General features: G+C 42.3%; 23 protein-coding genes. 7 read left to right on the top strand and 16 right to left on the bottom strand.

What is annotated here, in order from left to right:
• Nucleotides 1-38: 38 nt before the first annotated feature.
• Nucleotides 39-1676, top strand: coding sequence for a sulfatase family protein (locus M3P07_RS09495; protein WP_249969671.1), 1638 nt, complete (start codon nt 39-41; stop codon nt 1674-1676).
• A gap of 124 nt (nt 1677-1800) precedes the next feature.
• Here the strand turns inward: M3P07_RS09495 and atpG are convergent, their stop codons facing one another.
• The 11 genes from atpG to M3P07_RS09440 all read right to left on the bottom strand — a co-directional run bounded on the left by atpG (nt 1801) and on the right by M3P07_RS09440 (nt 11761).
• Nucleotides 1801-2661, bottom strand: coding sequence for an ATP synthase F1 subunit gamma (gene atpG, locus M3P07_RS09490; protein WP_249969670.1), 861 nt, complete (start codon nt 2659-2661; stop codon nt 1801-1803).
• 70 nt (nt 2662-2731) lie between these two features.
• A complete protein-coding gene (gene atpA, locus M3P07_RS09485; protein ID WP_249969669.1) occupies nt 2732-4312 on the bottom strand; it encodes a F0F1 ATP synthase subunit alpha in 1581 nt (526 codons plus the stop codon).
• A 103-nt stretch (nt 4313-4415) separates the two neighbouring features.
• Nucleotides 4416-4955: an ATP synthase F1 subunit delta gene (gene atpH / locus M3P07_RS09480; protein ID WP_249969668.1), complete on the bottom strand. Its 540-nt coding sequence runs from the start codon at nt 4953-4955 to the stop codon at nt 4416-4418.
• Between the two features lie 66 nt (nt 4956-5021).
• Nucleotides 5022-5516 carry a F0F1 ATP synthase subunit B gene (locus tag M3P07_RS09475; protein WP_249969667.1) on the bottom strand — a complete coding sequence of 165 codons (495 nt, stop codon included), beginning with the start codon at nt 5514-5516 and terminating at the stop codon, nt 5022-5024.
• Nucleotides 5517-5611: 95 nt separating this feature from the next.
• Nucleotides 5612-5833, bottom strand: a complete 222-nt coding sequence (atpE, locus tag M3P07_RS09470; protein ID WP_054559962.1) for an ATP synthase F0 subunit C — start codon at nt 5831-5833, stop codon at nt 5612-5614.
• A gap of 15 nt (nt 5834-5848) precedes the next feature.
• Nucleotides 5849-6931: a F0F1 ATP synthase subunit A gene (gene atpB / locus M3P07_RS09465; protein WP_249969666.1), complete on the bottom strand. Its 1083-nt coding sequence runs from the start codon at nt 6929-6931 to the stop codon at nt 5849-5851.
• A 92-nt stretch (nt 6932-7023) separates the two neighbouring features.
• The gene (locus M3P07_RS09460; protein ID WP_249969665.1) at nt 7024-7419 is read right to left on the bottom strand and encodes a hypothetical protein; all 396 of its coding nucleotides are present in this window, start codon (nt 7417-7419) and stop codon (nt 7024-7026) included.
• A gap of 5 nt (nt 7420-7424) precedes the next feature.
• On the bottom strand, nt 7425-7658 hold the full coding sequence (locus tag M3P07_RS09455) for an AtpZ/AtpI family protein (protein WP_284042142.1): 234 nt from the start codon (nt 7656-7658) through the stop codon (nt 7425-7427).
• Complete coding sequence (locus M3P07_RS09450) at nt 7636-8070, bottom strand: bactofilin family protein (RefSeq protein WP_249969664.1); 435 nt, start codon at nt 8068-8070, stop codon at nt 7636-7638. Before M3P07_RS09450 ends, M3P07_RS09455 begins: the two co-directional genes overlap by 23 nt.
• A gap of 6 nt (nt 8071-8076) precedes the next feature.
• On the bottom strand, nt 8077-10632 hold the full coding sequence (gene porW / locus M3P07_RS09445) for a type IX secretion system periplasmic lipoprotein PorW/SprE (RefSeq protein ID WP_470299689.1): 2556 nt from the start codon (nt 10630-10632) through the stop codon (nt 8077-8079).
• Between the two features lie 115 nt (nt 10633-10747).
• Nucleotides 10748-11761, bottom strand: a complete 1014-nt coding sequence (locus tag M3P07_RS09440; protein ID WP_249969662.1) for a GlxA family transcriptional regulator — start codon at nt 11759-11761, stop codon at nt 10748-10750.
• Between the two features lie 111 nt (nt 11762-11872).
• Here M3P07_RS09440 and M3P07_RS09435 point away from each other — a divergent pair, with 111 nt between their 5' ends.
• From M3P07_RS09435 to M3P07_RS09420, 4 genes are read left to right on the top strand one after another with little or no spacing between them, the layout of a single operon-like run.
• Nucleotides 11873-12187 carry a hypothetical protein gene (locus tag M3P07_RS09435; protein WP_249969661.1) on the top strand — a complete coding sequence of 105 codons (315 nt, stop codon included), beginning with the start codon at nt 11873-11875 and terminating at the stop codon, nt 12185-12187.
• Between the two features lie 3 nt (nt 12188-12190).
• Nucleotides 12191-12481 (top strand): putative quinol monooxygenase, encoded by a 291-nt coding sequence (locus M3P07_RS09430; RefSeq protein ID WP_249969660.1) that lies wholly within the window; start codon nt 12191-12193, stop codon nt 12479-12481.
• 11 nt (nt 12482-12492) lie between these two features.
• Complete coding sequence (locus M3P07_RS09425) at nt 12493-13152, top strand: DUF2461 domain-containing protein (RefSeq protein WP_249969659.1); 660 nt, start codon at nt 12493-12495, stop codon at nt 13150-13152.
• Between the two features lie 37 nt (nt 13153-13189).
• The gene (locus M3P07_RS09420; protein WP_249969658.1) at nt 13190-13561 is read left to right on the top strand and encodes a nuclear transport factor 2 family protein; all 372 of its coding nucleotides are present in this window, start codon (nt 13190-13192) and stop codon (nt 13559-13561) included.
• Between the two features lie 101 nt (nt 13562-13662).
• On the opposite strand, the gene M3P07_RS09415 is transcribed toward M3P07_RS09420, so the two are convergent.
• Nucleotides 13663-14826: a histidine kinase gene (locus tag M3P07_RS09415; RefSeq protein WP_249969657.1), complete on the bottom strand. Its 1164-nt coding sequence runs from the start codon at nt 14824-14826 to the stop codon at nt 13663-13665.
• Between the two features lie 31 nt (nt 14827-14857).
• On the opposite strand from M3P07_RS09415, the gene M3P07_RS09410 reads away from it, so the two are divergent.
• A complete protein-coding gene (locus tag M3P07_RS09410) occupies nt 14858-15010 on the top strand; it encodes a hypothetical protein (RefSeq protein WP_249969656.1) in 153 nt (50 codons plus the stop codon).
• A 42-nt stretch (nt 15011-15052) separates the two neighbouring features.
• Here the strand turns inward: M3P07_RS09410 and M3P07_RS09405 are convergent, their stop codons facing one another.
• The 4 genes from M3P07_RS09405 to recA form a co-directional block, all read right to left on the bottom strand.
• A complete protein-coding gene (locus M3P07_RS09405; protein WP_249969655.1) occupies nt 15053-16585 on the bottom strand; it encodes an outer membrane beta-barrel protein in 1533 nt (510 codons plus the stop codon).
• Nucleotides 16586-17116, bottom strand: coding sequence for an RNA polymerase sigma factor (locus M3P07_RS09400; protein ID WP_249969654.1), 531 nt, complete (start codon nt 17114-17116; stop codon nt 16586-16588).
• A gap of 42 nt (nt 17117-17158) precedes the next feature.
• Nucleotides 17159-17581, bottom strand: coding sequence for a hypothetical protein (locus M3P07_RS09395; RefSeq protein WP_249969653.1), 423 nt, complete (start codon nt 17579-17581; stop codon nt 17159-17161).
• Between the two features lie 78 nt (nt 17582-17659).
• A complete protein-coding gene (recA, locus tag M3P07_RS09390; RefSeq protein WP_249969652.1) occupies nt 17660-18667 on the bottom strand; it encodes a recombinase RecA in 1008 nt (335 codons plus the stop codon).
• 297 nt (nt 18668-18964) lie between these two features.
• Here recA and trhO point away from each other — a divergent pair, with 297 nt between their 5' ends.
• On the top strand, nt 18965-19996 hold the full coding sequence (trhO, locus tag M3P07_RS09385) for an oxygen-dependent tRNA uridine(34) hydroxylase TrhO (protein WP_249969651.1): 1032 nt from the start codon (nt 18965-18967) through the stop codon (nt 19994-19996).
• Nucleotides 19997-20042: the final 46 nt, after the last annotated feature.

Raw genomic sequence — 20042 nt, 5'->3', positions numbered from 1 at the left:
ATTTGTACCTTTTTGGATTGTTAAAACAACTCAACTCCATGAAACTATATTCAAAGCTACTATCCCTTGTCTTTTCAAGCTTATTCTTCTACTCTTGTGGTGATAAGAAAAAAGAAATTTCGAAAGAAAACCAAGCTAAACCGAACATCCTCTTTATCATGTCGGATGATCATGCCTATCAGGCGATTAGTGCCTATAGCGATCATCTGATCCAAACGCCCAATATTGACCGAATAGGCAAGGAAGGAATTGTATTTACAAATGCCTGTGTTACCAACTCGATATGCGCTCCATCCAGAGCCACGATTTTAACTGGCAAGCATACCCACATCAATGGTAAAGTGGACAACCTGATGCCTTTCGACACCACTCAAGTGACCTTTCCACAATTGTTTCAAAAAGCAGGCTATCAAACCGCCATGTTTGGTAAGCTCCACTTTGGAAATAACCCCAAAGGGGTGGATGACTTTATGATTCTTCCAGGTCAGGGTCAATATATTAACCCCGATTTTATTACCCAAAATGGGGATACCACCATAACAGGGTATGCCACGGATATCACAACCGACATTACCCTTAACTGGTTGGAGAAAAAACGAGACCCCAATAAGCCTTTTATGCTGATGTATTTGCATAAAGCTCCCCATAGACCTTGGTGGCCAACTCCAGAAAAATTCAAGGAATTCTATGGGAAGGAGTTTCCGATTCCCGAAACGCTTTTTGATGATTACAGTAATAGGGGTTCTGCTGCAAAAACAGCGGAAATGAACCTGTTGACCCATATGAAGTATTCCTATGACACCAAAGTCTGGCCCGAGACTATTGCAAAAATGGGTAAAATTACCCCAGAAGTGCCAGATTTGGTCAATGCCTTCAACAATCAATACAATCGCGCAACTGATGAGCAAAAAGCCCAATTGCAGCCATTTTTGGATGCGATAAGCAAGGATTTTGAAGAGAACTGGCCCAACATGACCGATGAAGAGAAGATGATTTGGAAATACCAACGTTATATGCAAGATTACTTGGCCTGCATTTCTTCTGTGGATGATAATGTGGGACGTGTCCTGGACTATTTGGATGAAAATGAGCTATCGGAAAATACTTTGGTGGTTTATACTTCAGACCAAGGATTTTATCTGGGAGAACACGGTTGGTTTGATAAGCGATTTATTTATGATGAATCCTTTAAAACTCCCTTATTGATTCGTTGGCCAAACAAAATAAAGCCGGGAATCACCAATGAGGAAATGGTTCAAAACTTGGACTTTGCACAAACCTTTTTGGAGGCTGCGCAAATCGAGATTCCGGATGATATGCAAGGGGAGAGTTTGATGCCTCTTTTGACTTCAAATGAAGAGGAATGGACGAGGGATGCAGTCTACTACCATTACTATGAATATCCAGCAGAACACCAGGTGATGCGACATTATGGGATTGTTACCACAGATTATAAACTGGCGCATTTCTATTACGATGTGGACGAGTGGGAACTCTATGATCGTAAAAAAGACCCACAGGAAATGAACAATGTTTATACTGATCCGGCCTATTCCGAAGTGGTGACCGAGTTGAAGAAAAAGTTGGATGAGCTACGCATTCAATACAAAGATTCAGATGAACTCAACCAGCATTATATTGATTTGCACGAATCCAGAATGGCAAAATCACATTAATTGCCCGATATAGTAAAACAAAAAAGGCCGCTTCAATGAAACGGCCTTTTTATTATAAGTATTTCTTAAGCCTAGTTATTCAAGGCCTCAGCGCTTTTAAGCATTTGGCCACACCTTGTTCCGCCTAATTGTTGAGTGCTTCCGCACCACCAACGATTTCAAGAATTTCGTTGGTAATTGCAGCTTGTCTCGCCTTGTTATATGTCAATTTCAGTTGATCCCTAAGCTCCGTCGCATTATCGGTTGCCTTGTGCATGGCAGTCATACGTGCACCATGTTCACTGGCAAATGAATCACGTACTGCTTTATACAATTGCGTTTTCAAAGATTTTGGAATCAATTGCTCTACAATCTCTGGCTTTGAAGGCTCAAAAATGTAATCCGCGGTGGAAGTATTATCTCCTTCCATAGGAACAAGTGGCAAGAATTGTTCGGTCAATACAATCTGGGTGGCCGCATTCTTGAACTTATTATAAACCAACTCTATCATATCATAATCCCCTTCCGTGAAGTGGTTCATCAAATCTTGGGCAATGGCAGCAACGTTATCGAACGTAAGGTCATCAAAAACTTGACTGTGATTTGCTATCACATTCCCAGCTTTACCTAGGATATCATTTCCTTTTTTGCCAATGGCGATTACATCAACTTGCTTTCCAGCATAAGTTTCATTGATAAGCGTGTTGGTCTGTTTGATGATGTTGGAATTGAAGGCCCCACAAAGACCCCTATTGGACGTAATTGCAACAACCAACACCTTGTTAACTGGGCGATTATCTGCAAATTTACTCCCCGCATCGCCATCCAGGCTAGCGCTCAAACTTTGCAACAACTCGGTTAGCTTATTGGCATAGGGTCGCATTGCAGTAATAGCATCCTGGGCCTTTTTCAACTTGGCCGCAGAAACCATTTTCATGGCACTGGTAATCTGCATGGTCGATGAGACCGATGCTATCCTATTCCGTATTTCCTTTAAGTTTGCCATTCTTATTTAGAATTGAGTATTGCGTATTAAGTAATGAGATTTCTCATATCCCACTTCCCAACACTAAAATCTACGCACTATACTTCCCTGTCAAGTCTTTACAAACAGTAGTTAGCGTATCGGTAACCTCATCTGTTAATTTACCGGCCTTAAGCGTATCCAACACCCCTCTGTGCTTGGCATTCAAAAACTCAATGAAGTCTGTTTCAAATTCTTTGATTTTTTCAACCGGAACATCTTTCAACAAGTTTTTAGAACCTGCAAAAATGATAGCAATTTGATCCTCTACGGTAAATGGGTCATTTTGCGCCTGTTTCAAAATCTCAACGTTTCTTCGACCCTTTTCAATTACGTTCAAGGTTGCAGCATCCAAATCGGAACCAAACTTGGCAAAAGCTTCCAATTCACGAAACTGTGCTTGGTCAAGTTTCAAGGTACCTGCTACTTTTCTCATGGACTTCACCTGAGCTGAACCACCCACACGGGATACAGAGATACCCACGTTAATCGCTGGTCTAACGCCTTGGTTGAACAAATCCTGCTCCAAGAAAATCTGACCATCCGTAATGGAGATCACGTTGGTTGGGATATATGCTGATACGTCACCTGCCTGAGTTTCGATAATTGGAAGGGCGGTCAAGGAACCTCCTCCTTTTACCATTGGTCTAAGTGCGTCTGGCAAGTCGTTCATGTTCTTCGCGATATCGTCATCCGCAATTACTTTTGCAGCACGCTCCAACAATCTTGAGTGTAAGTAGAAAACGTCACCAGGATATGCTTCACGTCCTGGAGGTCTTCTCAAAAGAAGGGAAACCTCACGATAGGCAACGGCTTGCTTTGACAAATCATCATAGATAATCAATGCAGGGCGTCCTGTATCACGGAAGTACTCTCCAATCGCAGCACCGGCAAATGGTGCATATACCTGCATTGGGGCAGGGTCAGATGCGTTAGCTGCTACGATAGTTGTATAAGCCAAAGCTCCTTTGTCTTCCAAGGTCTTGGCAATGGCAGCTACGGTAGAAGCCTTTTGACCTACAGCAACGTAGATACAATAAACAGGCTCACCGGCATCGTAAAATTCTTTTTGGTTCAAGATGGTATCGATACAAACTGTGGTCTTACCTGTTTGACGGTCACCGATCACCAACTCACGCTGTCCTCTACCGATCGGAATCATGGCATCGATAGCCTTAACTCCTGTTTGCAATGGCTCGTTTACCGGCTGACGGTAAATAACCCCAGGGGCTTTACGTTCCAATGGCATTTCGTAAGTGTCTCCAGCGATAGGTCCTTTACCATCGATTGGGGTACCCAAGGTATCCACAACACGACCAACAATTCCTTCACCTACGTTGATCGATGCGATACGCTGTGTCCTTTTAACGGTAGCGCCTTCCAAAATTTCTTTGGATGGACCCAACAATACCACACCTACGTTGTCCTCTTCCAGGTTCAATACGATTCCCTGCATTCCGCCATCGAACTCCACCAGCTCTCCATATTGAGCATTGGATAGTCCGTAGACACGGGCAATACCGTCACCTACTTGTAAAACGGTACCTACTTCGTTTAAGGAAGCGGATGCCTCGAATCCTGATAATTGTTCCTTCAAAATTGCTGATACTTCAGCGGCTTTTACTCCTGCCATTTTGACTAGATATTAGACTTTAGACGATAGACTTTAGATGGCTATACGCCTTATTTTTATTTCTATTTTGTTAATCGATTATAGTCCGTAGCTATGCGAGGGACTAAAGACTATTTGTAAATTCTCTTTTTAAACTGTTCAATTTGTTGGAAACACTTGCATCATATTGCAAATCCCCGATGCGCAACACAAATCCACCCAAGATGCTTTCATCTACCTTGTTTTCTATAGTGACTTTGTTTCCTGTGATTTTATTCACCTGGGCCAGCACCTCTTTTTCCAAAGCTGCCGTTAATGGAACCGCAGTGGTAACATAGGCCACATCCTCACCCTTCAACTGCTCGTGCAAGATGATGTATTTAAAGGCCACTTCCTGCAAAAGACCAATCCTCTTATTACCTGTCAAGGTCTTGATCAAGCCCAAAGTTATCTGGTTAGACCCCTTGAAAATCTTGCTCAGTGCTTCCTGCTTTGCTTCCCCTTTTATTACCGGGCTACCCAATAGGTTTTGGAGCTCGGCATTATCATTTATGGTAGCAGTAATGCTTCGCATATCTTTTTCAACGGCATCTGCCGCTTTCTTTTCGATAGCGAAGTCCAAGGTTGCTTTTGCGTAACGTACGGCTGCCCTGCTTTCGTTCATTTTGTCGTTATTGGTTCTTGGTCAATGGTATATTAAGTTTCCTCAACAACTATATAACCGAATAAACTAATTTAATTCTATGTCACCCAACATGTCCTGAACAAGCTTTTCCTGCTTCTTCTTATCGGACAGTTCTTCTTTGATCACTTTCTCGGCAATATCGATGGAAAGGTTGGCCACTTGTGCCTTGATATCTGCTACTGCAGCTTTCTTTTCGCTTTCGATCGTGGCCTGAGCCTGCTTGATCATTTTATCGCCTTCAGATTTAGCTTGCTCTTTTGCCTCTGAAATAATTCCTTCTTTCAACTCACGAGCTTCCTTCAACATGGCGTCCCTTTCTGCTCTAGCTTCTTTCAAAATTCGCTCGTTATCTGCCTGAAGGTTTTGCATCTCTTTCTTGGCATCCTCAGCAGATTGCAAAGCAGTTTTAATAGACTCTTCTCTTTCGCTTACTGCTCCTAAAATTGGCTTCCAAGCAAACTTTCTTAAAATCCCCAAAAGGATCAAAAATGTAATTGCTGTCCAAAAGACCAATCCAAAACCTGGGTTTACTAAATCCATTTCCTAGTATTTTAACAATTTCAAACTCTGTACTATCTATATACTTTAAGGTAGATACAGAAGCAACCAACCGTTACTCCTGTATCTTCTTATTACTAGGCTGCAGGAGCTGCTTGCAAAAGAGCAACAACCACACCGAATAACGCTACAGCTTCAACGAAAGCAGCAAGAATAAGCGCAGAAGATTGAATCTTTCCGTGCATTTCTGGCTGACGAGCCATGGCTTCCATAGCTCTACCTCCGATGTTACCAATACCTACGCCTGCTCCGATAGCTGCTAAACCAGCACCAATAGCTGCGATTCCATAAATAGTCATACTACAAAATTTAAATTAATGATGTTCTTCTTCCGTCGCCATTCCAAAATAGAGGGCAGACAATATTGTAAATATATATGCTTGAATAGCGGTAACCACAATCTCAATTACTGTTATGAACAATGAGAACAATACAGAGATTGGGGCAACAGCCACAGTTTCAAAAATGAATATCAACGACATTAAAGCCAGAATGATAATGTGCCCGGCCGTAATGTTGGCGAACAAACGAATCATTAGGGAAATTGGCTTTGTAAAAATCCCTATCAATTCTATCGGCATCAAAAATATTTTCATTGGCACGGGCACCCCGGGCATCCAGAAAATGTGTTTCCAGTAATTTTTGTTGCCGCTAAATGTTGTGATCAGAAAAGTGAAAACTGCCAAGGTGCAGGTAAACGCGATATTACCACTAAGGTTGGCACCATTCAAAATCGGTATAAGACCAAAAATGTTGTTGATCCAAATGAAAAAGAAAATGGTCAACAAATAAGGCATGTACCTTTTGTATTTGTGCTCCCCGATCATTGGTTTTGCAATCTCATCCCTAACAAAAACAACCAAGGGCTCAACAAAGCCAGCAATGCCGGTTGGCACATTGTCCTCAGATCTTCTATATACCCTTGCCGCTGTGGTAAAAATCAAGATTAACACCAATACGGAAACCCACATCATAAATACGTTTCTGGTGACCGATATGTCCAATGGCTTGGATGCATTGACAGGGTGGTGCTTTTCGTCAAATTCTACAGTAGTGGACCCTTCGTTTAACTGATAAATTTTCTCGTGAAACTTTACAAACTTCCCGCCGTTCTTCTCCACGATAACTTCACCGTTGTCATCATGATGGAACTCACTGGACATGAAGGTGGTAAGGCCGTTATCGGTCCAAAGGATTATAGGTAGGGGTATTGAAACCGGCTTGTCATTAATGTCAATGATATGAAATTCGTGTGCATCCTTTACGTGATGCATGATCATCGCATTGGGGTCAAATTTTTTATCTGATTTTTCCGCTTCTTCGTCCTTGGCAAAACCTGCTAGTGGAAATACCAATAAAAGCCCTAAAAAAACTGCACTTAATGTACCTATTCGCATTCGTTGGTCAGTTTAGAAAACACCGCTCTCAAAAATTCGGTGCAAATGTACATTACATTATATTAACTGACAAACAATAATAACACGGATTATCAAGGAGCTAAAAACTGGTTAATGCTGTAAACCTCAAATGCTAAAAAGATGAAATATGGGATGAAAAAATTGGTGGCGTCCCCAATTTTGTCCGGAGCATTGGACAGGATCAACGGAAGCAGAAATACAACGACCAAAACCATCTTTAAAACCATCAACAAAATGAAAGCATTAAAGACTTGGGTCTTTCCGTTTGAAAATCGAAAATTAATGATGGAATAGACGATCAACACCGATATTCCATGAAACATATAAACATTCCACAACGGGATTACATATTCCTTTTCAGGAAGCAATGCATTCAATAAATAGTTGTGGAGCAGGTAAAGAATTATGGTTCCAGCAAGCAACTGTATTATAAAAAGCACTTGGCGCTTTTTAAAAGATTCATCCATGGGTATCAGCGATTAGACATCTTTATAATTTGCTTAACTACAAAGTATATAGAAATTATAACCGCAAATAAAGAACAAATAACAGTATAAATAGAGTGCTTGTTGGGATATTTTTCATCTAAAAAAACCCCTAAATACGTTCCCCCAATAATTATGGCAACCATCTGGATGGCAATGCCGGAAAATTTAGCGTAATTACTTAATGGCCGCTTTTTCTTAGGAGACTTTTGCTGGTTCATTTGCTTTAGTGGACTGCAGTTTGTGCGTAGAAGCTGCGGCAGGTGCGGCGGCTCCCTTGCCCATGGTGCAAGCGGCATTGAATGTGGCGCCAGGCTCCACGGCCAGTTTCGAAACCTGAACAGTACCTTCAATGGTTGCAGAGGATTTAAGGGACAATAGGTCGTTCACCAAAAGCTCGCCATTAAACTTGCCTTCAATATCTGCATTTACACATTCCACCTTGCCTTTAATATAGCCGTCCTTTCCAATTACAACCTTTCCGGAGGTCTTCACGTTACCTTCGAGTTTACCATCGATTCTAAAATCGGCCTCGGAAGTAATATCACCCTTTATTTTGGTGTTCTTCTCAATTCTGTTGGGTTGTCCTCCAAACTCGTTCATAGTTTTAGGTTTTTTGTTGTCTGAAAACATCGTTTTCTATGGTTTTGGGGTTAAAATTTGCGCTTTGTACGCTTCTAAATTTTTATGTACTTGTATGATTTTGTAGTTGTTGGACAAAACTACAAAATTCTCATCTCGAATGCGGTAGTCCCTATTCTTTTTTAATAGCTCGGCATAGCCCAGGGCAAAATCTTTGGATTTAAATCCGTGCACGACCACAAATTGATCTTCCAAATTATAAATGTCCTTTGACACCAGGTTTTTGTAGTTCAAATCTTTGATGGACTCCTCCAATCGCTTCTTAAGTTCTAACGCCTTTTGGTTGTCCTTTATTTTGAACGGGAAGACCACCTTCCAATTTCCAGTTCCTGAAGCGCCGGTCTCCGGGGAGAATTCCTTGGCCTCCAATTTGGGTAATTGATTGGCCACCATGTCTTCCGCCTTTTTCCCCTCTGGATTGTTGGGATAGGTAAGGGCAACATAATTCAGGGCCTCCTTGAACGACTCAAAACCCTGCAAACGCCCAATGGCGTTGGCCTTCAACATTTCAAACTTGGGAACAATGGGGTCGCCCGTAAACTTGTTGATGAACTCTTGGCTCTGGGTAATCACCCTTAGGTATTCCTGCTCTTGATACAATTTGTACAAAGCAGAATATCGGGCATCCGGGCTATCGGTATTGCCCGCCAAAACGGCTTGGGGGTTCAATAGGATTTCCGCATATCGTGTGTCGGGATGGTTTACAATAATATCCTGTTTCATTCCGTCTGCCAAAGAACTCCCGGTCTCCTCGTAAATCTTGTACAGGTTATATTTCGAGGGCAAGATCAACCGCTCTTCAGGATTTAATGCCAATACCCTTTCCAATTTTCCTGCAGCCAATAAGTTTTCCTTGAATTTCTCTTTGTAGATCAACCCCAACTGATAGTTGGCAAAATTTCGCTCTGATCGAAGACTGTCAATGACCTTTACATCCGAAGGAATTTGATTCAAATAAAAATCCAGGGAATATTTTTGCTCATCTGTAACTGGGGCTTCAGCTTGGCCGTCGGCAAGGACATTCTGTCCTAAAGCTTCTGATGGTAAACTGCGACTTTTATTGCTCCATCGCCAATCATCTTCTAATGGACGGTCTCCCCAACGTGTTCTAAAATCGTTTTTTCCATACCCCAAGCTGGTTATGTTGTAAAAGTAAAACTTCCCTTTGTTCTCTTTTCCCCCCTTGGATTCAGCAAAAGTGGCGAAACCGGCATTGGTTCGCTCCAATTCCTTTTGGGCCGCTTCCTCATCCTTGCGTTTCAGTTCTGCGATAAGCTCCTCAAAGTAGGCTTTGCGCTCCGCTTCGGGCATTTCATAAAGCGTGATCACGCTATCTGCATATTGTACAACATCTTCGTACTTGATAACATCTTCCAAGTTGTCCAATTTCTTTTGGATGCGTCTATGCTCCTTGGTGTTAACAATTAGGTTGGTCAGGGTACTATCATAATAAGCACCGGCGGTTTTGTAGGCGTCCTGGTCAAAATAATAATCTGCAAGATTTCGATAGTTCAGTGCATTTAGTTTTCGCTCCCCTGTGTTGGCCCTTAACGATTTGTTGTAGTACACCAGGCCTAAACTGTCCGATTGGTTTGCCATGTGATACTCGGCAATTTGACGAAATATTTTATCCAGAAATGGCCTGTTCTCCCTGTTCTCCTCCAACTCAGTAAGATATTCAAGCATGTCTTCCCGGTTTGAGTCGGTGATTTCCGTGTTCTGAATTTTCTTGAGATGGGCATTGATCATGTAGACCCTGGGCGATTTTCGGTTTAGGGCAATGACCTTGTCAAAAGCATAATTGGCACTATCCTTAAATCCCAATTGGTTGTACAGCTGCCCAATAATGAATAAATATCTTCCCCCCTCTGCATTTTTTTTGGTGTATGCCTGGGCAATCTTCAATTTTTGGATGGCAGTATCAGGAGCCTTAAGGTTGATATAGCACTGGGCCAGCACCGCATTGGCATCTCCATACTCTTGATCTTTCAAACTTTCGAACCGAAAAAGGCGTTGCAAATTATTGATTGCCAACTCAGGATTATCCAATCGCATGTTGGTCTTTTCCCTCCAAATCGTAGCCTCGTTCAGCTTGTCACTTTCAGCATATTTTCTAAGGATGTAATTGAAGGACTCCAGGGCCGGAATGTATCGCTGATCAAAATATCGGGCCTTGCCCAACAGTAGAAAAGCTTCATCCGTTTGGGGATTTCGCTCCTCATCCTTGATGTCCATGCTGTGCTTTTGGATGGCCTTAGTGGCCTTTTCCTCGGCAATCACAAAATTGGGATTGTTGTTTTCGGAATCCAGTTTTACCTCATCGGTCACCTCCAAACGTTCCACTGGCAAAATTTCCCAATAGTCGTCCCTGTAATTGGCGTGCAATTCTTGCCTTCCTTGTTCGAAGGCAATGTTGCCATTGTAAAGTGTATTGTATTTGGTGTTCAGCGCATGCCAGTTACGGTTCATGAACTTGTCCTTTTTGGTGGAACAAGACGTAAACAGCAACCCACTAAAAACAATTGCACTAAAAAATAGGTGTTGAAGCTTCAAAATTATCGATAATCGTGTCTAACCTTAACTGAAAATCGGCCAGATTATTATAAGGCTCATCGGTAAAATGCAATAATTTTTTCGTGCACACAATTTAGGCCTTCAAAAGTGACCTTTACCAGGCCGAAGGCCGCTCAAATGTGGCCTGCCCACGATTGTATTTTGATTTATAGGCAACAGGGGACAATCCCACATATTTTTTAAAGACGGTACGAAATGCTTTTTGGTCTGCATAACCCACTTGGTACATCACCTCGTTTACATTTTGTTGTGTGGATTCCAGGCTGCGTTTTGCCGCCTCAATCTTTACGCGTTGAATGTATTCCAAAGGTGTATTTTGCGTAGCCTTCTTAAATCTTCGTACAAAATTCCGGCTGCTTATGGCATATTTTCGGGCCAACGCCTCTACCGAAATTCTGTTTTTAACATTGCTCTCAATAAATTTTTGGGCCTCTTTAATGGCATCATCCTCGTGGTCTTTCTGTCCTTGGAAAATGGCAAACTGGTTTTGGTCCACCCGGTCCATATCAATCTCAAAGAATTTGGAAAGATAGATTGCCGTAGGTCGCCCGCAATATTTTTCCACCAAATGCAACATGAGGTTCAAAAAGGAAAAAGCTCCTCCGCTCGTGTAGATGCCATCTTCGTCGGTCACAATCTTATTGGACACCAAATTGACCTTGGGGAACATTTTCCGGAACATTTCCATACCGGCCCAGTGCGTGGAGCATTGCTTGCCGTCCACCAATCCCGTTTGCGCCAATAGGAAAGCCCCCATGCACATACTGGCCACTTCTGCACCATGTATCTTTCTTTGGTTTAAGATCCATGGGATAAATTCGTTGTTTTGGTCCAGGTCTTCCTCCAATTTGTCCGGTCTAATGGCCGGTATCATGATCAAGTCGGTTTTTTTGATGTCTGCTATGGTGCTATCGCAATGTATGCTGAACAGGCCGTCGTATAGGGTATAATCCTTTTCCAATCCCACCAAATGGATATCAAAAAAGTCGTCTTCGCGAATCCCTGCTTTTTTAAGGAACTGATTGGCGGCCATCAACACTTTAAAGGGGCCAACAATATTGCTAAGGATGGCATTGCCCTTGGGCACCAAAATGCTTACGTGTTTCATAACTTGCTGTATTTGAACCATAAATGTAATCGGAATACTTGTCACAATCAACCCTTAAAAGTGTCATATTTGCCCTTATCCCTGCGTTTTCCTCTTTTGTAGCTTTGGGATATGGAGTTCGAAACATTTTTAGGAATCCGGAATAAATTTTGCTTGGAAGAAGCCGATGTTACCGAAGGTAAAATGATGCACTCCCCGGCCATTCATTATAAAAGGAAGGTGTTTGCTTTCTTTTCGAAGCAAGATAAAATGGTCTTCAAACTTGGAAGGTCATATCCTTTAGAACAGCTAAAGGTTGAATGGGCAGAATTCAACCCCTTTAAGAACAAAGGCCCCTTGAACGGTTGGTACGAAGTTGGTTTTGATAACCACGAAAAATGGGAGGAATTGACAGGTATCGCTTTGGAAAAAATAAAAACTGTCTAAACCATGATCCATGTTTTTGTGCCTTACCAAGTAAAACCTGAAGCTGTGGATACGGTAAAGGAAATTGTTGGTCGTTTTATTTCGGAAATCAGGAAAAATGAGCCTGGCACCTTATTTTATAAATCGTATCAACAAGTTGATGACCCCACATGCTTTACCCATGTAATGGCTTTTGAAAATGAGCAAGCCGAAAGTTTGCACAAAAAGAGCACTTACTGCCGTGAATTTACTCATGTGCTGTATCCGCTATGCGAAAAAATGCCAGTGCCCATTTCCCAAAATGAGATTCAATAAGAACAATTGACATGATCACAAAGGCCTACGCATCCTTCTTCCAGGAATTGACGAAGAACAACAACAAAGCATGGTTTCACGCCAATAAGAAACGGTACGAAGCCGATGTTAAAATTCCCTTTGTGGAATTGTTGGAAACTTTGATTCCCGTTTTGACGGAATGGGACCACCGAATTTTACCTGACCCCAAAAAAGCACTGTTCCGAATCAATAGGGATGTGCGGTTCTCCAAGGACAAATCGCCTTATAACCTTATGCTGAAAGCCGGTTTTTCACCAAATGGCAAAAAGTCTATTTTGCCCGGATACTACTTAGGCATTGACACTGAAAATATTCATGTGGGAGGAGGACTTTTTATGCTAAGACCTCCTGAACTCAATACGCTTAGGGCACATATTGCAGACCAGCCCAAAAGACTTAATGAAATAGTGGGTACAACACCCTTTGTACAAAGTTTTGGCAAATTGAAAGGGGAAAAATCCAAGCGTTTGGATAAAAGTCTACTATCGGTTGCAGATCAAACAGACTTGATTTACAACAAGCAATTTTTTGCCATGGCCGAAATTCCATTGGAACCTTTTTATGGCAGTCCCAAATTGAAAGACGAAATCCTATCCCATTTTGAAGCCATCAAACCTCTGAACGACTTTTTGAGCGAGGCGTTCGATTGATCACAAGTTTATTTATTAATCATAAAACAGAAACAAAATGACAACACAAGAAGTAGCAGACAAGTTGGTAAGCCTTTGTAGGGAAGGCAAGTATGACGAGGCTTATGGGCTATATGCCCAAGATGCCGTAAGCGTGGAAATGCCCGGAGTCCCGAATGAGCGAACCGAGGGATTGGACAACATTCTCCAAGGTTTTGCCCAATGGGCCAGCAATATTGAAGAATCACACGGAGGAACAGTGGGTGATCCCATGGTAGTGGGCAATCACTTTGTGGTACCCATGACCAGCGATGTTACCTTTAAACAAGGTGGGCGTATAAACATGGAAGAGTTTTGCATGTACCAAGTGGAAAATGGCAAAATCACCAAGGCCCAATTTTTCTATGATCCTTCCGTGATGGGCGGATAAAATTAAAGGTCAGTTCGGGCGGAGTCGAGAACTTAAGAGTACATCCGGACAGCTCTTTTGACTCCGCTCTGGATGACAGCGTGATGTGACCCTAAGCAGATTCAGGCGTCCATCGAAAAAAGATTGGGAAGGGTCAGCATAGTTATTCTGGCGCTGGATTCGGAATCTAGATACACTTCTTTGTCAATCCCATAACCCTTGTTGGCATTGAGCAACCGAATTTGATCCAAGAGTTGGGCGTTCTGTTCCTCGTACTGTGGCTTTGGATCTGCTAGCGCATTTGTTCCCCATTGGCTACAATGGGTTTCCAAGATTACTGTGGTCTTGGAGACTTTAAAGTTGACCAGCAAGTGCCCCTTTGGAGCTTGCGGCATGGTGTTCTCTATAATATTTTCCAATAAGGACTGGCTTAAGGCCGTGGGAATAAGTGCATCCCATTTACCAACGGGGTCCTCAATGTTAAGGGTATAGTCAAATTGGTCGTAACGCAATTTTTGAAGCTTCAGGTACCACCCCAACATTTTTAATTCCTCCTTTAGCTCTACCACCTCCGCCCCTAAATACTTAAGGTTAAACCGGATCAGTTTACTAAAGGTGGACAAATATTCCAAAGTGGATTTTTTGTCTTCGGAGGTTACATAATATTGAATGGCATTCAACGAGTTGAACACAAAATGCGGATTGAGCTGGGAGTTCAACGCCTTTAACCGAAGTTCTATCATTTCCTCCTTGATCTGCAGTAGCTTTTCTTGTTTTTCCCTCAGCGCCCTTTGCGCACGAACACTTTTGATTTTTATGGCACATATCGAGGCAATGGCGGACAACATTTTAAGGTGGTGATTGGTAAAAAATTCCTTCTCCGGATGCTCACAATCGATGACCCCATAAATAACGTCTTCGTGGGAAATGGGCACGCAAATTTCGGAGAGCCTGTTATCGTCATCCACAATGTATCTTGGATCTTTTGAGGTGTCGGGAATAATTTCAGCCTTGCCGGACACAGCCACCGAGCCCGTTATGCCATGCCCCAACACAATTTCCACCGGATTGTACAGTTTATGGTCTTTGGGGTTTTTGGGTCCATAGGCTGCCTTTTGAACCAGAAGTTCCCGGTCTTCCAAAATGAGATAGACCACACAATCCACAAATCCCAATTTTGCGATACAGTTCTTGGCTAGGTCCCAAAGGATTTCGTCCTCGTTTTCCTTTCCTAAAAGGGATTCGGAAAAATAAATTAGGATGTCTTCAAAATGGTCAGTTTTCAAAAGAAAGGGACTTTGTAAGGAGTTCAAATTAATGATTTTTTGCAAAGTGGAGGTTTTACTTCGATTCGAAGAGGAAATCACGGACAACCAATTTCAACTGTATCACCAAGAAATGGCATTACATGAAAACACCCCACAAAGTTGCGGGGTGTTTGATGATTGCCTAAAGGGGCAACCTTCCTAACCAACGTTTTTGGACTCTTTACGCCACGAGTCCGTTGTACTCTTAGAATTTCAACCTAAATCCACTATACACTCCAACCGAAAAGGGCCTAAAAGAGCCAGAAGTATCTGAAAAAGTATTCAATTGGTATTTGAACACCGGTTCTAGGTTCAATTGTACTTTGGGAGAGAATTCATAATTGAATCCAAGCCCAATATTGGTACTAAAGTTCATGGAGTTTGCATTATTGGCTTCCCCAACCTCGGTAACCAATCCTTCGGATTCAAGCAAAACCGAATTGTCTACCAAGAACAAAGAACTGATTCCACCAATAAGATCAACTCCCAATTTTTTATCGATCAGACTATAGTTCAGTTCCAATGGGATTTCTAGATAACCCAAATTCTGAATCATTTTTCCATCCAAAATCGCATCTGCCGCTGAAGCAACCTCTTCCTTATCTAGACTTAGGGCACCCTTGTCCCTACTTTCCAGAACTATGTTTTGGGACTGCTGGCTATAGTCAATATTGTCAATTAGGTTTATGGATCCATCAAAAGAGGAGGTAAAGACCACATCGTTGGTATCATATCCAAAATTTACCCGATGCACCCCAGTCCGCACTTTTAATTTCTTAGTGACCTCATAAGCAACCGTAAGTCCATAACTCAAGTCCACATTACCGGATTTGGAGTTGGAGGCAAAACTGGAATGTACAGGGGAACCTTCCCCGGAAGCACTAAAATATACGGGAGCCACCGAAGGCCCGATTGACCACTTATTGGCAATCCCTTGTGCAACAACTTCATCCTCATGTTCGGCAATCGCATCATAAATGGATTGCTTGCCTTCTTCTGGATTCTCTGTATTTGTCTGCGCAACAACCGTTTCTTCTGTTGTTTGTTCTAGTGCGTTTTCTTGCTTCGGAATAGCTTTATCAGAAACATTTTCAGCAATGGCATCCCTTTCTGTACTAGTTTCCAATCCTTCTGGGTTTTGCAAAGCATCCTTTTGATGCTGTTTTTCCAATTCGGATTCCTGGTTATTTCCATTTTCGGCAATAGCAGTGGAAACGTTCCTTAGATCGTCATTCTTAATTCCATCTCCTTGTTTGTCAAGGGATGTATTCTTGGTTTGCTGTTCAGCATCGGAGACGGCCAACTGTTCTTGGGTCAACTGACTTTGGTTCCCAATCACCTTGGTTCCACTGCCTTCCTCAACATCGGCAACGGCATCGTTCATGGATTCGGACCTGTTGTCATCTTGATCAGCTACCGCGTTCTCCTGATCCAGGGGGTCGGTCGATTTCAAGACATCGTCATCAGCCTTTTTTTCCCCAGATGATTCCGGGTTTTCAATTTCCGTGACGGTAATCTGTTCTTCCCCATCTGTTCCACCCAATGGGTTGATCACATACAATAGGATTGCAAACACGGCCGCAACTCCCCCAAGTCGCCACCATAAGGGCACTACCCTTTTCTTTTGTTTCTTTTTGTCCAAAGAAGCCTCGATAGCCTTCCATACTTTGTCATCTGGAAGTTCTTGATAATCCCCCAGTCTTTCTTTGAACATTTGCTCTAAATTCTTTTTCCCCATCTAAGCAATGTTTATGTTTTCCTTATCTATCTTTTCCCGCAAAATCATTTTGGCCCTAGCCAAGTTTGATTTTGAGGTTCCCGTGGATGTTCCCAACATCTCACTTATCTCTTTATGGCTATAGCCGTCCAACACGTACAGGTTAAATGTCAACCTATACTTATTGGGTAATTCTTGTATGTGTCCCAACAAGGTGGACAAACTAATGTCAGTTCGCTCGGTATCCACATCCAAATCTTCCCCAACATTTTCCGAGACCACATCCAAATACTGTTCTTTTCTATATTTCTGAAGCACTGTGTTCACAGTGATTCTTTTCATCCAACCTTCAAAAGACCCATTGAACTTGTATTGGTCTATCTTATTGAAAATGGTCATAAAGCTGTCATGCAAATTGTCCTCGGCCTCCGTCTTGTTTCTGGAATACTTCAAACACATTCCGAAAAGAATACCGGAATATTTCCGGTACAATTCGGCTTGCGCCTGTCTTTTGCCTTTTTTGCAATTATGTATCAGCTCTTCTATATCCAAATGTTGGTTAATTTTGGATTATGGATGTCTTTTGTTCGTTAATTAGTCCATTACCGGAATTATAAATTCCAAAAACTCTGAGTTGTCCTCTTCATCTTGCCCAGTGTAAAACCTGAAATGGTACTCTCCTGAATACAACACGTTAAAATCGAAGGATGCCTTGACTTCCTCCGCTAACTGTGCACATGCCGTATCGTCCGTAAGTACTGACCCAATAACGACCACATCGCGATCGGTCTGGGCAGTCCTAGCTACATCGAACCCTTCAAAAAAAGTACAAGCATCAGGTCTGATATAGGTGACCTCTATACTGTACCTTTGATTCAGCTCAAAGAATTCTGGGACTTGGGCATCCACAATGGACAAGGTAGTAAAACGAAAGTTTTGTCCATCGTCCAAATTACAGGCATTGAACAGTAACACCGTTCCAAACAGCATGATCAGCATTATTGCCTTTTTCATCATAAAAAATTCCTTTTTTATTCCTAGATGAGCAGCAATCTCAAGGGTTGCGTAAGTTTTGCAACCTTAACGAGGGAGAGGTTAGGCGCTTACCAAGGTAATCGCCTCCTTGATTTTGGCCTCAAGTTCTTCGGAAAGTTCCGGATTGTCCTGTAACAAGGCCTTTACGGCGTCCCTTCCCTGACCCAATTTGGTGTCACCATAACTGAACCATGAACCGCTTTTCTTCACAATTTCATAGGCAACTCCCAAATCCAGTATCTCACCAATTTTGGAAATCCCTTCCCCATACATAATATCGAACTCTGCAGTTTTAAATGGCGGAGCCACCTTGTTTTTCACCACTTTTACACGGGTCTTGTTTCCTTGTACAGTACCATCCGTGTCCTTGATCTGGGTAGACCTTCGGATATCCAAACGTACCGAGGCATAAAATTTAAGGGCATTCCCCCCAGTGGTCGTTTCTGGATTACCAAACATGACCCCGATTTTTTCCCGAAGTTGGTTAATAAAAATCACGGTACAATTGGTCTTGCTTATGGTCGAAGTCAATTTTCGTAAAGCCTGGGACATCAAACGTGCATGTAATCCCATTTTGGAATCCCCCATTTCCCCTTCAATCTCACTTTTCGGGGTCAATGCGGCAACAGAATCCACAATTACGATGTCTATAGCCCCAGAACGAATAAGGTTATCGGCAATTTCCAATGCTTGCTCCCCGTGATCGGGTTGGGAAATGATCAGATTATCTATATCCACTCCCAGTTTCTGGGCGTAAAATCTATCAAAAGCGTGCTCTGCATCAATAAATGCGGCAATACCCCCATTTTTTTGGGCTTCGGCAATGGCATGCAAGGTTAGGGTGGTTTTACCGGACGATTCGGGACCATATATTTCTATGACCCTCCCTCGTGGGTATCCTGAAACACCCAATGCAATATCAAGTCCCAAGGATCCCGAAGGGATTACTTCCACATCTTCAACAACACTGTCACCCAGCTTCATTACCGCACCCTTTCCGTAGGTTTTATCCAATTTGTCAAGGGTTAATTTTAAGGCCTTTAATTTTGCATCTTTCTCGCTGCTCATATCTTTCTTTAAATTAGGAAGGCTAAAAATACCATTTCTTTTCGCACGCAACAATAGGGTCACGCAACCTTTTTGAACAACTGTATCTACTGTGTACTAACTCGTATTATCATAGCGGGCCCTAGCTTGGGTTCGTTGCCTTTGGGCAAAAGGGAAATTTTGCGCTATGAAAAAGGATTAATCGGTTGGGAGGGGTTTCTTTTTTAAGAAGCCCTTTTTCTTTTTTAGCCCATAGGATTTTATAACTTTGCCGCACTTTTAGGACAATCTATTCTTAACTTAAACTATTGGTATAGCATGCAACTGTACAATACATTAAGTGCTAAGGAAAGAGAAAAATTAATCGAGGAAGCCGGCAAGGATCGGTTGACCATCTCTTTCTATGCATACGCACACATTGGAAATCCACAGATTTTAAGAAACCACTTATTCATTGCTTGGAACGAAATGGACGTTCTGGGCCGGATTTACGTGGCCAAAGAAGGCGTCAACGCGCAGCTTTCAGTTCCCGCAGATAACTTTGGGGCTTTTAAGGCCCATTTGGACAGTATTTCGTTTTTGGAAAATGTTCGTTTGAATATTGCCGTGGAACAAGACAACAAATCTTTCTTAAAACTTAAGGTCAAAGTACGACACAAAATTGTGGCGGACGGATTGAACGACAACACTTTTGACGTTACCGACAAGGGTGTGCATGTGGGGGCTGAAAAATTCAACGAGCTAATTGAGGACCCAGACACGGTTCTTGTGGATATGCGCAACCACTACGAAAGTGAGATAGGCCACTTTAAAAATGCCGTTACTCCCGATGTGGATACTTTTAGGGATTCTTTGGACATTATTGAAAACGACCTAAAGGAACACAAAGAAGACAAAAAATTGGTGATGTACTGCACGGGTGGCATCCGATGTGAAAAAGCCAGCGCCTATTATAAGCACAAAGGGTTTAAGAATGTGTATCAACTAGAGGGTGGAATTATTGAGTACACCCGCCAAGTAAAAGCGGAAGGCCTGGAGAACAAATTTTTGGGCAAGAACTTTGTGTTTGATCACCGTAGGGGAGAGCGTATTTCCGAAGATGTGATTGCTAATTGTCACCAATGTGGTAAGCCCTGCGACACCCATGTAAACTGTGCCAACGAGGCTTGTCATTTGCTCTTTATCCAATGCGACGAATGTGCCACCGCCATGGACAACTGTTGCTCTACTGACTGTAAGGAGGTACATGCTTTGCCTTTTGAAGAACAAAAGCGTTTACGTAAAGGCAAACACGCTAGCAATAAGATTTTTAAAAAGGGGCGTTCGGAGGTATTGAAGTATAAAAAGTGACCTTTTGGTATTTACAGGAGGAATAAAATAAACAGAAACAGAAAGC

This window comes from Flagellimonas myxillae (genome assembly GCF_023502235.1).
GTDB lineage: Bacteria > Bacteroidota > Bacteroidia > Flavobacteriales > Flavobacteriaceae > Flagellimonas > Flagellimonas myxillae.
Note: the sequence above shows the minus strand (reverse complement) of the source record. Positions and strands in the feature narration are given on the sequence as shown.

Bases quoted from the DNA above. Each gene is read 5' to 3' on its own strand.
- M3P07_RS09495 (WP_249969671.1), top strand. From the start codon at position 39: ATGAAACTATATTCAAAGCTACTATCCCTTGTCTTTTCAAGCTTATTC.
- atpG (WP_249969670.1), bottom strand. From the start codon at position 2,661: ATGGCAAACTTAAAGGAAATACGGAATAGGATAGCATCGGTCTCATCG.
- atpA (WP_249969669.1), bottom strand. From the start codon at position 4,312: ATGGCAGGAGTAAAAGCCGCTGAAGTATCAGCAATTTTGAAGGAACAA.
- atpH (WP_249969668.1), bottom strand. From the start codon at position 4,955: ATGAACGAAAGCAGGGCAGCCGTACGTTACGCAAAAGCAACCTTGGAC.
- M3P07_RS09475 (WP_249969667.1), bottom strand. From the start codon at position 5,516: ATGGATTTAGTAAACCCAGGTTTTGGATTGGTCTTTTGGACAGCAATT.
- atpE (WP_054559962.1), bottom strand. From the start codon at position 5,833: ATGACTATTTATGGAATCGCAGCTATTGGTGCTGGTTTAGCAGCTATC.
- atpB (WP_249969666.1), bottom strand. From the start codon at position 6,931: ATGCGAATAGGTACATTAAGTGCAGTTTTTTTAGGGCTTTTATTGGTA.
- M3P07_RS09460 (WP_249969665.1), bottom strand. From the start codon at position 7,419: ATGGATGAATCTTTTAAAAAGCGCCAAGTGCTTTTTATAATACAGTTG.
- M3P07_RS09455 (WP_284042142.1), bottom strand. From the start codon at position 7,658: ATGAACCAGCAAAAGTCTCCTAAGAAAAAGCGGCCATTAAGTAATTAC.
- M3P07_RS09450 (WP_249969664.1), bottom strand. From the start codon at position 8,070: ATGTTTTCAGACAACAAAAAACCTAAAACTATGAACGAGTTTGGAGGA.
- M3P07_RS09440 (WP_249969662.1), bottom strand. From the start codon at position 11,761: ATGAAACACGTAAGCATTTTGGTGCCCAAGGGCAATGCCATCCTTAGC.
- M3P07_RS09435 (WP_249969661.1), top strand. From the start codon at position 11,873: ATGGAGTTCGAAACATTTTTAGGAATCCGGAATAAATTTTGCTTGGAA.
- M3P07_RS09430 (WP_249969660.1), top strand. From the start codon at position 12,191: ATGATCCATGTTTTTGTGCCTTACCAAGTAAAACCTGAAGCTGTGGAT.
- M3P07_RS09425 (WP_249969659.1), top strand. From the start codon at position 12,493: ATGATCACAAAGGCCTACGCATCCTTCTTCCAGGAATTGACGAAGAAC.
- M3P07_RS09420 (WP_249969658.1), top strand. From the start codon at position 13,190: ATGACAACACAAGAAGTAGCAGACAAGTTGGTAAGCCTTTGTAGGGAA.
- M3P07_RS09410 (WP_249969656.1), top strand. From the start codon at position 14,858: ATGATTTTTTGCAAAGTGGAGGTTTTACTTCGATTCGAAGAGGAAATC.
- M3P07_RS09405 (WP_249969655.1), bottom strand. From the start codon at position 16,585: ATGGGGAAAAAGAATTTAGAGCAAATGTTCAAAGAAAGACTGGGGGAT.
- M3P07_RS09395 (WP_249969653.1), bottom strand. From the start codon at position 17,581: ATGATGAAAAAGGCAATAATGCTGATCATGCTGTTTGGAACGGTGTTA.
- recA (WP_249969652.1), bottom strand. From the start codon at position 18,667: ATGAGCAGCGAGAAAGATGCAAAATTAAAGGCCTTAAAATTAACCCTT.
- trhO (WP_249969651.1), top strand. From the start codon at position 18,965: ATGCAACTGTACAATACATTAAGTGCTAAGGAAAGAGAAAAATTAATC.